We start from the raw sequence: 12243 nt of genomic DNA on the forward strand, positions 1-12243 counted from the left end.
CGGCTCCACCTCCCGCATCCACCAGGCGAGTAGCGGCCCCGATCCCTGTTCCGGGTCAGCGGCCGCGCGGCAGCGCGCCGGCTGACGCGGGCGCGCCCAGCTGGCACCGCAGGTCGTCGACCAGGTCCCTGGCCTCGTCCGGGCTGCTCGCCGCGCCGAAGACATGGTAGTCGGGACGGATGAGCAGGCAGGTCACCCCGAACTGCGCCAGGTATGGACGGTAGACGTCATCCACGTCGACCACACCGTGCTTCGACGCGTCTCCGGGCGGCAGCAGCCGCACGACGTGCGCGTCGATCTCGGCGAGGATGGACAACCGGTCCTCGTCGAGGATGCGGTGCGGATCCTCGGTGGTCAGCAGGACGAAGCCCCGGCCGACGACGTCGTCGAACAGCCCGGTGTCGGAACCCCGCATCACGCGTCCCTGCGGTACGACCGCACCCGCCGGTGGCCTGGCCGGGTCCGTCGCGGTCCGCCGGTGCAGCAGCCCACCCGAGAGCGGCTTCGCCGGATCCGGCTGAGCCGGTGGCCTTCCGCGGCGGTTGGCCAGCACGGTCACGTCCCGTTCGGCGGCCGCCGCTGGGTCCGTCACACAGATCACCCGACCCAACTGGACCGACGCCAGGATCGCCTCCTTGGCCTGCGCGCGGCGTTCCTCGACGTAGGAGTCAAGGAGGGAGTCCGTCGCCAGTCCGCGCAGGGTGAGGTCGAGCTTCCACGCCAGGTTGACGACGTCCCGAATGCCGGAGCACATGCCCTGACCGGCGAAGGGCGGCATGAGATGGGCGGCGTCACCGGCCAGCAGCACGTGACCGATCCGCCACTGGTCGGCCCACCTGGCCTGAAAGATGTACGTGGTGCTGCGCAGCAGGGTGGCGTCGTCCGGGGTGACGCCGAAGGGCGCCAGCAGACGCCACGCCGTCTCGTCCCTGTTCAGTGCGGCAGTGCTCTCGCCGGGCAGTCGCATGAACTCCCAGCGTCGCCGCCCGGGCCCGCTGCCCACCTGGGTGGTGGGCCTCGCCGGGTCGCAGATCTGCACGTTGGTGGGAACGAACTCACGCGGCTCGTGAAGCTCGACGTCGCAGAGCAGCCACTCGTAGGAGAATCCGAGATCGGTGACGGGGACTTCGAGGTGGTTCCGGACGAAGCTGTTGGCGCCGTCGCATCCCACGACCCACCGGGCAGAGAGGGTCCGCGTCGCGCCGTCCTCGTCGGTGGCGAGCACGTCCACCAGCTCATCGCTGTCGTTGATGCCCGTCACCTCGTGTCCCCGTAGCACCCGCAGACTGGGAAGCGTGGCCGCCCGGGCCGCGAGGAGTTCCTCAAGGGCCGGCTGGTGCATGGTGTTCGCGTCCGGCCAGCCGTACGGGCCGGTGGTTCTGAACTCGATGTCAAGCAGCGTCTCGCCGGCTGCGGTGCGCCACTGGTAGCCGCTGGCCGGATCCGTGATCCGGCCGAGTTCCGGGCCTATCCCGGTGGTGGCCAGCAGGCGCGCGGTTTCGCCGTCGAAACTGGTGGCCCGGGGGAGCCGATACGGCCGGGGACGGCGTTCGAGCACGGTGACCCGCCAGCCCTGTTGGGCGAGCAGCACCGACAGGGTGGCACCGATCGGCCCGTTACCCACGATGACGATGTCCGCGTCCGTCAAGGAAACCTCACAGGTTCGCGCTGCTTGGAGGACTGGGATAGGGACTGTCCAGCAGTTCGCGTGCCACGATCGCGATCACGGCCTCGCTCTGGTCGACGAGGAAGAAGTGCCCCCCTGGGAGCACCTTGAGCGTCATCGGCCCGGTGGTGTGCTCGGCCCACGCGCGGGCTTCGTCCAGGGACACGCGGGGGTCGCTGTCGCCGGTGAGGACCGTGACCGGGCAGTCCAGTGCGCGGTCGGGGTCGTGGCGGTACGTCTCGATGGCGTGGTAGTCGCTGCGGACGGCCGGCAGGATCATCTGCAGCAGCTCCGGGTCGGCCAGCATGGCCGGTTGGGTGCCGTTCAGGGTGCGGAGTTCGGCCACGATCCGCGCATCCGTGAGGTCGCGCACCCGTTCGTCGCGGTAACGGCAGGGGGCCCGTCGACCGGAGGCGAAGAGGTGCGCCGGCGCGGGCATGCCGGCGTCCCGCATCCGCAACGCCACCTCGTAGGCGAGGACCGCGCCCATGCTGTGTCCGAACAGTGCCAGGGGACGATCGTGCAGGTGACGCAGCGCGTCGAAGATCTGGTCCGCCAGGTCGGGGATGTTGTCGACGGGCGGCTCCTGACGCCGCTCCTGACGGCCCGGGTACTGGGTGGACAGGACCTCCACCGTGGGAGCGAGGGCCTTGGACACCGGGTGGAAGAAGCTCGCCGAGCCACCGGCATGGGGCAGGCACACCAGCCGGGCCACACAGTCTGGCGCCGGGTGGAACCGACGCAGCCACTTCTCGACGTGCTCCGCAGATTGCGGCACAACCAGATTCCTTTCACGGAACTGTCCGTGGCGGTGTGATTCTCACGACACGACGACGATGGTCCTCGATGAGCGGAAGTTTCTTCAGCCACCCGCTGGCCCGGCTTCCCGTCGAGGACCAGTGCGATTCCGCTCACTTGTCCTCGCGCAGCCCCGGACGGCAGGGGTCGGCCGAAGTCCCGGGCATCGGGTCCGTCGACCTGTTACCGAGGGTCACGGCATGTGCTTCTTTCCTCCATGTCAAGCAGCCGGCGAACTGCTGGCCAAGGCGGGCGTGCGGCGGCCCTCTTCGCCCACGATAGAGACGCAGTGACCTGCCAGCACCCCTCAACCTGGTAGGGCCGTGACCCGCACGCCCCGGTCCGGGCTTTGGGGCCGGCAGCGGCGGTTGGCGACGCGGTCGGAACAGTCAGAACGAGGGATACGCTGCCGGTGCATGCGTCCTCGCGCCGCGGTGCGTCAGCCCCCGAGGGTTCGACCTGCCTGAAGATCCTCGGGCCGGGGCCCTGCGCCTACACGAACGCAGCGGAAACGCCAACACCCGCCGTTTGCCATAGATCGAGTCCTATATCACATCAGGTTCCTCCGCTGTCCATCTGCATGATTTCAGCAACGCGCGGAGCCGTGACCAGCGGAGATGCCCACAAGGAAGGTTCTTGCAATCTGCACTGGACGGGAGGCCGCGCCGGTAGTAGTGTCAGTGACGAGATGACTACTCAGAGCAATGGTCGAGAAGGCATCTATCCGGGGACACAATAGGGGGACTCTTGTCGACCTCATTAACGCCGACACTTGCCGTCATGAAGATTCCCTGGGACCGAAAACGCAACACATTGCAGAGGTCTTTTCCGCAGCAACCTTTTGTCGGGAACACGGACGATCGACTGTCGAGTTCCTGTAAGACCGCCAGCCTTTTTCGCCGCTCCGCACTGGCGTGGTACAGCGGACGACTCGACGCGGGACTGCGATATGCCGCGGCGGCAGCCGCACGTGGATGCGAGGAGGGTCACGAGTTCTGTGAGCTGACTCCTTTCTGGCACATAGCGCTACTGACCAAGGCCAGAGACTTCGGGACCGCCCTGCAAGCGATCGACCTCCTCGGAAATCGCAGGGACAGGTCGGAGTCACAACTGATGACTGCCACATCGTTGATCATCCGAGGCGAGTTGCTGTTCGTCATGGGCTGCGTCGACGAGGGCCTGGCAGAGGTGGACGCCGGTTTGCGGCTTGCGGAGGGCCACGACGCCCGGTCACTGCTACCCACCGGTTACGTGGTGATGGCAACGGCCGCACTCCGCCGAGCGGACATGAGAACCTGCCTGCACTATGTGGACAAGCTGACTGGTGAGGCGCTGCTGGGCTACTTCGGTCAGGCTGCGGGGGCCTGGGTGACCGCTCAGGCCGCCGAGGCTCGGGGTGGGGTGGACCGCGCAGCGGATCTCGTCGCTGGCATCGTCGCCAACGACGTCGTCCTGCACCAGCTTCTCGTGTCCGAGCCGGCGGCAGCCTCGTGGCTGGTTCGCGCAGCTCGGGCGTTGGGCGCCGATGACGTGGCGGAAACGGCGGTGAGGGCCGCCTGTGCCACGTCGGAGGAACAGCCGGAGTTCAGCGTCCTTCGGGGGGCGGCGTTGCATGCCGCCGGGCTGCTGGAGGAGGACGCCGGCAAATTGCACGAGGCGGCGAACACCTATCTCGACCGGTGGTGCGGGGCGTCCGTACGGGAGGACCTGGCCGGGTTGTTGTCCAAGCGACGGTCTGAACGTAACAACGTGATCAGTACCCTCGAATCGGCTCTTTCGACCTACACCGCGGTCGGTGCCGCGCGTGATGCCTCTCGGGTAGCGAACAAGCTGCGCAACTACGGCGTGCGCCGGGGCGTGAGCCGGACCGTGGAACGTGAGGGCCACCTGCCGCACGGCCTCACCAACACAGAGTTCGCGGTCGCGGAACTGGTGAGTCAGGGATACACCAACAACGAGGTCGGCCGGCAGTTGTTCATCTCTCGGCACACGGTCGCGTTCCACCTCAAGAAGGTTTATCAGAAGATGAACCTCACGTCGCGTGTCGAATTGGCGGCCAAATGGAAAGCGATGCAGTGGCGGCACGAGCCCTAGGATTGAGGAACGATCGTGGAGGGACATTGATGAAGAAGCCGACGCCTGATGAAATTGGCCGCGGCTATGACACACTCGCGGATCTGCTCGACCAGCTCTGGGGTGAAAATCTGCACCACGGCTACTGGGATGACGCGTCCGACGACGTGTCGGTGGAGGACGCCGCCAACCGGCTGACCGACAAACTTGCCGAACTGCTGACCATCGAACCGGGCGATCGTCTGCTCGATCTCGGTTGCGGCATCGGTGAGCCGGCAATCAGGCTGGCCAAAACGCACAGGATCGTAGTCGTCGGAGTCTCGATCAGTAAACGACAGGTGGAGCGGGCAAATGGCCGCGCCGTATCCGCCGGGTTGGCCGACCGACTTTCCTTCCAGTACGGCGACGCGATGGACCTGCCATTCCCGGATGAGTCGTTCGACATCGTCTGGGCGCTGGAGTCCCTACACCACATGCCGGATCGGGCCCACGTTATCCGGCAGGCCGCCCGGGTGCTGCGGCCCGGCGGACGGTTGGCCATCGGTGATTTCATGCTCCTGCCGAGTGCCGACGGTTACGCAGCCGGTGCCGCCCGGGTCAACGAGGCCAGCAAGGGTGTCCTGTCGGTCGTTGGAATTGACGACTACGTGGCGATGATCCACGAGGCCGGACTCGTGACCGATGCCACAGAGGACGTCAGCAAACACACCCGGCTGTCCTGGATCAAGGCGGCAGAGCGGTTCGCCGCCCTGCGGGAACAGGCCGTGCCACACATCGGGGCGGAGCAGTTCGACCTCACGCTCGCCAGGTTCCGTGCATTCAGCGAGGAGCCAGCGTTGGGGTACCTGCTCCTGACTGCCCGCAAGCCCGCCTGATCATCGCCGATCCGCTGGCGGTGGCCCGAAAAAGATCACGGCCAGTCGATGGCCGAACTGGAACCACACCAGGTAAGCCAGCACCATCCGGTGCAGCGGGAAGCACAGCACTTTCTCCAGTATCGATAACTCCCAGGTGGGACCATGCAGACGACAGAAGAGACGTTACGAGGCCTTTTCGCCAGGATGGTCGGAGACGAGAAGCACATGTGGGCGGCAGCGTCGACGCTGAACGCCATCTGGGTGCTCTACGACCGCGTGCTCAACATCTCGCCGGACAACATCGACGACCCGGACCGGGATCGGTTCTTCCTCTCCAAGGGCCACGGGCCGATGGCCTACTACGCCATGCTCGCCGCGAAGGGCTTCATCGCCCCGGAAACGCTGGACACCTGGACGCAACTGGGCTCACCGCTCGGTCTGCATCCCGACCGGGTGCTGGTGCCCGGCGTGGAGATCAGCAGCGGCTCGCTCGGACACGGGATCCCACTCGGTGTGGGGACCGCACTCGCGCTACGTGCCGAGCGGCGGCGCGCCCGCGTGGTGGTGCTGATCGGGGACGGCGAGCTCGACGAGGGCAGCAACAACGAGGCCATCGCGATCGCCGGTCGTCTCGGGCTCGATCGCCTAACCACGATCGTGATCGACAACCGCTCGGCGAGCCTTGGTTGGCCCGACGGCATCGCCAAGCGCTTCGAGGTGGAAGGATGGCGCGCCGACACGGTGGACGGGCGCGACCACGACGAGCTTTACCGAGCACTCACCCAGGCACCCGACGGACGGCCACAGGCCGTGGTCGCGGAGATTCGCAAGATCGGGGAAGGGAGCGCAGCATGAGCACCCAGGTGGACAGGAAGCTGATGCGCTCCGTCTTCGTCGACACCGTGATCGAGTCGCTGGCCACCGACGAGAAGCTGGTCCTGTTGACCGCGGACATCTCGTCATGGTCGTTCGACGAGGCGCGAGCCACGTACCCGGATCGAGTGATCAACGTCGGGATCCGCGAGCAGGCGATGATCGGCATGGCCGGCGGCTTCGCGTTGAACGGTTTCCGACCGGTGGTACACACCTACACCCCGTTCCTGGTCGAGCGTCCGTTCGAGCAGATCAAGCTCGACCTCGGCCACCAGGACGTCGGTGCCGTGCTGGTCAGCATCGGCGGCTCCTACGACGACCTGGCACGGGGCCGGACACATCAGGCGCCCGGTGACGTCGCCCTGTTCGACACGCTGCCCGGCTGGACCGTACATGTCCCGGGGCACGAGGACGAGGCCGAGAAGCTGATGCGAGACGCCCTGTCCGGTGACGGGCGGATCTATCTGCGGCTGTCCGACAAGGCCAACCGCGAGGCGGCGCCCGTCCTGAACGGTTTCACCGTGCTACGCCGGGGCACCGCCGGCGTGGTGGTGGCGGTGGGACCGGTTCTGGACGACGTTCTCGCCGCGACGTCCACGGCGGATGTGACGGTGCTCTACGCCGCCACGATCCGGCCGTTCGACCACGCCGGCCTACGGGCGGCGGTGGCCGACGCGCGGGCGAACGTGGTGGTGGTCGAGCCGTACCTGCGGGGCACCTCGGCACACGAGGTGGCCGAGGCGCTTGCTGACGTACCGCACCGGCTCCGGTCGCACGGGGTACGGCGCGACGAGGAGGTACGTGCCTACGGCAAGGCCGCGGACCATGACCGGCTGCACGGCCTGGACGCCGAAGGTCTGGCGAGGTCGATCAGCCAGTTCATCCGCTAGCCGGAGCGTGTGTCGAAGTCGGTCATAGCCATTCGTTGGTGGCGGCGAGGGGATGGTGGCTTCGTAGCGGACGGCCAGCCTGTCGGATCGGGTGGCCACGGCGCGGTGGCGTCTGAGCCGGTTGACGCCGCACTCCACGGCGTGTCGCTGCTGGTGGAGGTGCGGGTCGAAGGTCGGAGGCCGGCCGCCCTCGGACCCCTTGGCCCGTCGGTGGGCGTCCTGGTCGAGCTTGCGCGGGATCGTCGCGGCGATCCCGCGCCGGCACAGGTCAACCCACCGCGGGGACCGGCCGAGCGCGTGATCAGCAGGCTCGACGCTGACGCCACCAGGTGCCTCGGCCTGCGGATCCCCTCTCCCCGCCCCGGCCGCGTGTCGGTGGGCGCGGGCGCTGGTCGAGTCCACCGACACGTCCCCGGTGATCCGCCCGGCGCGTCGGCCAAGGTCTGCACCGCGGTGAGTACCCACCCGCCGGCCGTGAACGAGGCCATCGAGTCGGCCCGACCTCTCCGTACGCCCGAGAGAGGCAGTGATCCCAGTAGCGGGATCACCGCAGCGGTTCGACCGACGCGGCGGGGTGATCAGCGCGTGAAGACCGTGTACGACACCGTGCCGTCCGAGTCCTGGCGATTGATGAAGATCTCGTACTTGTCGTTGCGGTAGCCGCGGTTGTCGGGCTTCGAGCGGGCCTGCGTGTGCTGCGTGAACCCCGTGGCCTTCACCAACGCGCCGGCCTCGTCGGCTACCTTGTCGAGCGACGTCTCCGGGGTCAGGACCACGTTCCAGCCCTTGCCCGGGATCACGTCGGCCGAGACGATGGTGCCCGCCACGAGGGGACCTCGTCGGTGGGGTAGCTCGCCGGGAGTTCGACACCGGAGCCGTCGGCCCCGGCGGTGTCGCCGCCGCTCGCGGAAGCGGTGTCCCCGCTGCTCGCGGAGGTAGCCGGTGCTTTCCCGGCACCGTCACCAGCGCCAGCGGAGCCACACCCGGTCAGGAGGAGGACCAGCGCGATGCTCCCCGCACAAGCCATCCGCCGCCGCGCTCCACGCTCAGACATCGCAGACCTCCACGTGGCCGTCGGCATACTCGATCTCGACCACGGAACCGGGCGGCAACGTCACCGAGCTTGCCGCCAGTTCCACCGACGTGCACTCGGTGGACAGGTACTGGGTGAACTTGTCGTTGATCTTCACTCGGAGCTTCGAGCCGTCCACGCCGTAGGTCGTGCCCTCGCCGAGTGCGGTCTGGATCGCGAAGCCGAGTTTGTCGAGGTCGGATTTGATCTCCGAGTTCGCGTCCGATCCCGGTGAACCGGACGTCGCCGCCTCCGTAGGTGAGGAGACGCTTCCGGAGCGGGTGTCAGCGGGCGGTGAGTCGTCACCGCAGGCTGTCAGGAGCAGCGTGGCGACGGCTGCCAGGCCGCATCCGGCCAGCCGTCGAGGCGAGGTTGTCATGTTTTGTGCCTTCCGGTTCGGGCGAGGTCGAGCTCAGGGACGAACGGGGATCGGGGTGGCGAACGCGGTGAGGACTGGCTGACGGTTTCAGCCGAGTCGAGTGAGGACGATCTTCACGGCGTCCGGTTCGCCCGCCGGGGTCGCGACGAAGCCGTCGGAATCGCACTTCGTGGTCAGCTTCTGCGACCACGGGGTCCCGCTGACCGGGAGGGCGTTGGTCGGGAGCTGCTGGCCGTCGATGGACATCTCGTTGTCGGCCGCGAGTCGTCCCCCGGAGCCGGTCTTCAGGGCCAGTTGGCCCGCACGCGCCGTCCAGGTGCCGGACTCGGTGCCGTCGAAGCCCAGGACCCAACGAATGTCGCCACCGGGGCTGCTGCCAAACGAGACGGTGCGGCTGTCGTCCGCGGTCAGCGTGTAGGTCCGGTCAGCCTTCAACTCGAAGGTCACCTTCCCGGAGTCCTCGACTCTGACCGACGAGAGATCCCGCTCCAGGAGCGCGGTGATGCCGGCAGACCACGCGTCCCGGTCCAGGACGAACGTCCCGACGAGGCACCCCTGGAGCCGCCGTTCCGGATCGGTCTCGTCCTCCCAGCTCGGCTGCTGGGCGTCGGAGGAGGAGGAGGCGGCGGCGGAGGAGGCGGAGGCGGCGGAGGCGGAGGCGTCGGCGGGCGCCCGGGTGGCGGGGGAGCCGTCCGCCGTCGTCCCTGCTGAATTCCCGTCGCAGGCGGCCAGTGCCACGAGGAGCCCGAAGGCCACGGAGGTACGGAGTATGCGAGCGGCGGTGAGGCGCATGATGTGTCACTTCCCTGTCTGCCACGGATCGAGGCGCGAGAACCGGGTAGGCGACCGGGAGGACGGTGCGCGAGCCTGCGGCTGTCGGCCGTGGTCATGAAAGCGCAGAACGGTCCGCCGTGCGCTGAGTAGGTTCTACCTAGAGACGCGGAAGCAGGGTCCGGTCACCCTACGCGAAGTTCTCGCCGAGCATCTCGTCGGCGAGGCCGTCCCGTCCCGCGATGCCGAGCTTGCGGTAGATGCGGGCCAGATGGTTCTCGACGGTACGCGCCGAAAGACCCAGCTCTGCCCCGATCTCACGGCTGCGTTCCCGCCGGGCGGCCCGGCGGGCGATGTCGAGCTCGCGGGGTGACAGTGCGCCTCCGTCGCGGGCGGGCGGCCAGGCCGTGCCGCAGCGGGTGGTGAGCAGGATCGCTCGCGATCGCCACTTCTGCGCTGTGGCCAGGCCGCCGGCTCGGCTGTGTGTCCGGGCTACCAGGTGCGCCGCGTGAGCGGCCCGCCCGACGAGGCCCATCTCGTCCAACTCGTCGACGCTGAGAGCGAGTTCGGTCGCGGTACCCCCGAGAACCGCTTCGACCCGGCGTGCAAGCACCGCCGCGAGCGGCGACAGCCCCCTCTGGTCGATCACGGCACGAGCGCGGTCGTCGGCTGGATCGAGCATGAACGCCTCGTCCAGAGCCATCAACGCGAGGTGCAGGTGGGCATGCGCGAGCGCGGTACGACCGGCGTCCGACAGCAGGTCGGCGGCCTCGGTGCGGCGACGGGACCGAAGCGCCCGCTCGGCCCGGGTGCGTGCCACGTGCAGTGCGACCTTGACGTCAGCCGTGTGCGCGTCGGTGATGTCCCCGATCAGGTCCTCGGCCGCGCCGAGGCGGCCCCGACGGGCGTTGACGGCTGCCATCAGCGCGACAGCGGCTGACTGCAGGCCGGTGAAGTCCCGCCAGGCGAGGTGCCGGGTCGCGCGTCTGGCCAACGCCTCCGCCTGGGTCAGGTCCCCGCGGTGCAGGGCGAGTTCTGCCGCCGCGAACTCCCACATGCCCAACGACGGGTCGGCTTCCCGTGCCGCACGGTCACGATGACGCGACGCAAGGCGCTCCGCCTCCGCGACCCGACCGTCGAACGCGACACCCAGGTACTCCGACAACGTCAGGAGATCAGGGATGGAACCGGGCACCTCGTCGATCTCGGACAGCAGGGCTCGACCGGCGTCCACGTACGCGAGCACCTCCGGCGCCGTCCTGCCGAGACTCGCCAGCATGGCACCGATCACGGCCTCGTTGAGTCGGACCCGAGGATCGTCCGACGTCGGGGAGACCTCGACATCGGCGGCCCGCTCACCCGCCATGAGGCGCCACTTGACGAGATCAGTCTCGAGAACCCGTCCCACGACGGAGTTGCTGATCGTGGAGAGCACCGCCGTGACCTGACGAACAGCGCGCTGCGGGTCGCCACCGCGCACGGCCAGGGCGAGCCCCCACTCCTGCCCGATGCGTACCCGCAGGGAGTCGCTCACCGCGGCGAGATCGATCTCACGCAGGAACTGCTCTGCCGTGGCTGTCTCACCCTCCGCTGCGGCGACCGCGCCCCGCAACAGGCGCTCGCGCGGAGACGACGTGCGCAGGGCGTCCAGGAACTCCTGGACCTCCTGGTTCCTGGCGGCAGCCAACGCGACATCGGCTGCGTCCAGAAGGAGATCATCACTGATCCGACGGCCCGCCCGCACCGCCATCAGCAGCGACGTACCGCTCCAGGCCGGCCATCCACCGAGAGCGTCGGCCAACTGGCCCTGCCGCTCGGCACGCTCCGACGTCGACCACCGCGACCGCAGCGCCAAGCCCACCAGCGGTCTGGTCTGGCGGATCGACGTGCCCTCCACCGCGACCAGACCCACCGCCACCAGGTCGGCGACCACCGGACCGGGGAACAGACCGACAGGGAGCGCGGGTGCCAGGGCGAGACGCTCCAACGCGGCGTACGCCTCCGGACCCACGCCGCGGGTCGCCTCCTCGGCACGTCGACGCAGCGCCGGTGTCGCCACGGGGTCGCCCAGCTCGATGCCGGCGGGACCGTGGCCCAGGACACCCGCGGCAGCCACCTGCTCGACGACCGTCGACAGATGCCCCTCGGCGAGGGACACCAACATCGCCGCCGACCGTGCGGCGAGCTCGTCGCCGACCAGTTCCGCTGCCACTCGCAGAACATCGTCGGAGCCCAGCGGAGCAAGATCGACGCGTCCCCATCGGCCGTGGGTCACCTCGTCGAGCACCGACTTCGGCAGATCGTCGGGGGAGGTCACCGCGACCGCCACCAGCGTTCCTGCCCTCGCCAGTTGGCCGAGCAGCACCGCCGACGCACGATCCAGAGCGTCGGCGTCGTCGACCAACACGATCGTCCCCCGCGACCGAACCCGAACAGGAAGGTTGGTGTAGATCGTCAAGGGCGCGGCACCGACGATCCCATGGTCGGCGATGACCTCGGCAAAGGCGACCAGGGGCAGCTCGGCGACCGCGTCGGCCCCACGCACCAGCACCACCGACCGCCCGCTGTCGGTCATCTCGCCGCGGAGCTGCTCCAGCACAGCGGTGCGGCCGGACCCCGCTTCGCCCGTCAGGAGCACCGAACGACCCGACGACAACTCCGAACGCATCACCGCGACGGCGTCGATCTGCGCTTGGAGGTCCACCACGTGGAGCCTAGTGCTTTCACGTCACGTCGCCTGTCTACGCAGTCCCCGCAGGTCAGCGGTCGGTGGTACCCCGGGGTAGCCGAGCGCCAGCGTCTCCCGGTCTACCCGGACGGGGCCGGTCCTGCAGCGGGCGGACCAGGTCGTCGGCAGCACTCAT

At 68.5% G+C, this 12243-nt stretch carries 10 protein-coding genes and 1 pseudogene; 4 read left to right on the forward strand and 7 right to left on the reverse strand.

Annotated features, from left to right (window positions below):
* Positions 1–55: 55 nt before the first annotated feature.
* Together mhpA and GA0070616_RS11725 are read right to left on the reverse strand one after the other, a co-directional pair.
* Positions 56–1648, reverse strand: a complete 1593-nt coding sequence (mhpA, locus tag GA0070616_RS11720) for a bifunctional 3-(3-hydroxy-phenyl)propionate/3-hydroxycinnamic acid hydroxylase MhpA (RefSeq protein ID WP_091080821.1) — start codon at positions 1646–1648, stop codon at positions 56–58.
* 7 nt (positions 1649–1655) lie between these two features.
* On the reverse strand, positions 1656–2444 hold the full coding sequence (locus tag GA0070616_RS11725; protein WP_091080824.1) for a thioesterase II family protein: 789 nt from the start codon (positions 2442–2444) through the stop codon (positions 1656–1658).
* Between the two features lie 800 nt (positions 2445–3244).
* Between GA0070616_RS11725 and GA0070616_RS11730 the strand changes: the two genes are divergently transcribed.
* The 4 genes from GA0070616_RS11730 to GA0070616_RS11745 all read left to right on the forward strand — a co-directional run bounded on the left by GA0070616_RS11730 (position 3245) and on the right by GA0070616_RS11745 (position 7157).
* On the forward strand, positions 3245–4558 hold the full coding sequence (locus GA0070616_RS11730; RefSeq protein ID WP_245712735.1) for a helix-turn-helix transcriptional regulator: 1314 nt from the start codon (positions 3245–3247) through the stop codon (positions 4556–4558).
* Between the two features lie 29 nt (positions 4559–4587).
* Positions 4588–5412: a class I SAM-dependent methyltransferase gene (locus GA0070616_RS11735; RefSeq protein ID WP_091080828.1), complete on the forward strand. Its 825-nt coding sequence runs from the start codon at positions 4588–4590 to the stop codon at positions 5410–5412.
* 186 nt (positions 5413–5598) lie between these two features.
* Positions 5599–6249, forward strand: coding sequence for a thiamine pyrophosphate-dependent enzyme (locus tag GA0070616_RS11740; protein WP_245712961.1), 651 nt, complete (start codon positions 5599–5601; stop codon positions 6247–6249).
* Positions 6246–7157 (forward strand): transketolase family protein, encoded by a 912-nt coding sequence (locus GA0070616_RS11745; RefSeq protein WP_091080834.1) that lies wholly within the window; start codon positions 6246–6248, stop codon positions 7155–7157. The genes GA0070616_RS11740 and GA0070616_RS11745 overlap by 4 nt, the downstream gene beginning before the upstream one ends.
* Before the next feature lie 22 nt (positions 7158–7179).
* Here the strand turns inward: GA0070616_RS11745 and GA0070616_RS29440 are convergent.
* The 5 genes and pseudogenes from GA0070616_RS29440 to GA0070616_RS11775 form a co-directional block, all read right to left on the reverse strand.
* Positions 7180–7424, reverse strand: a pseudogene (locus GA0070616_RS29440) (IS5 family transposase); the annotation flags it as partial.
* A gap of 311 nt (positions 7425–7735) precedes the next feature.
* Entirely contained in the window at positions 7736–7984 is a 249-nt protein-coding gene (locus tag GA0070616_RS11755) for a hypothetical protein (protein WP_091080838.1), read from the reverse strand.
* A gap of 219 nt (positions 7985–8203) precedes the next feature.
* Positions 8204–8608, reverse strand: coding sequence for a hypothetical protein (locus GA0070616_RS11760; RefSeq protein ID WP_091080842.1), 405 nt, complete (start codon positions 8606–8608; stop codon positions 8204–8206).
* An 87-nt stretch (positions 8609–8695) separates the two neighbouring features.
* The gene (locus GA0070616_RS28085; protein WP_175440053.1) at positions 8696–9364 is read right to left on the reverse strand and encodes a hypothetical protein; all 669 of its coding nucleotides are present in this window, start codon (positions 9362–9364) and stop codon (positions 8696–8698) included.
* Positions 9365–9569: 205 nt separating this feature from the next.
* A complete protein-coding gene (locus GA0070616_RS11775; protein ID WP_139128882.1) occupies positions 9570–12083 on the reverse strand; it encodes a helix-turn-helix transcriptional regulator in 2514 nt (837 codons plus the stop codon).
* Between the last annotated feature and the right edge of the window lie 160 nt (positions 12084–12243).

The organism is Micromonospora nigra (assembly GCF_900091585.1).
Taxonomy (GTDB): Bacteria; Actinomycetota; Actinomycetes; order Mycobacteriales; family Micromonosporaceae; genus Micromonospora; species Micromonospora nigra.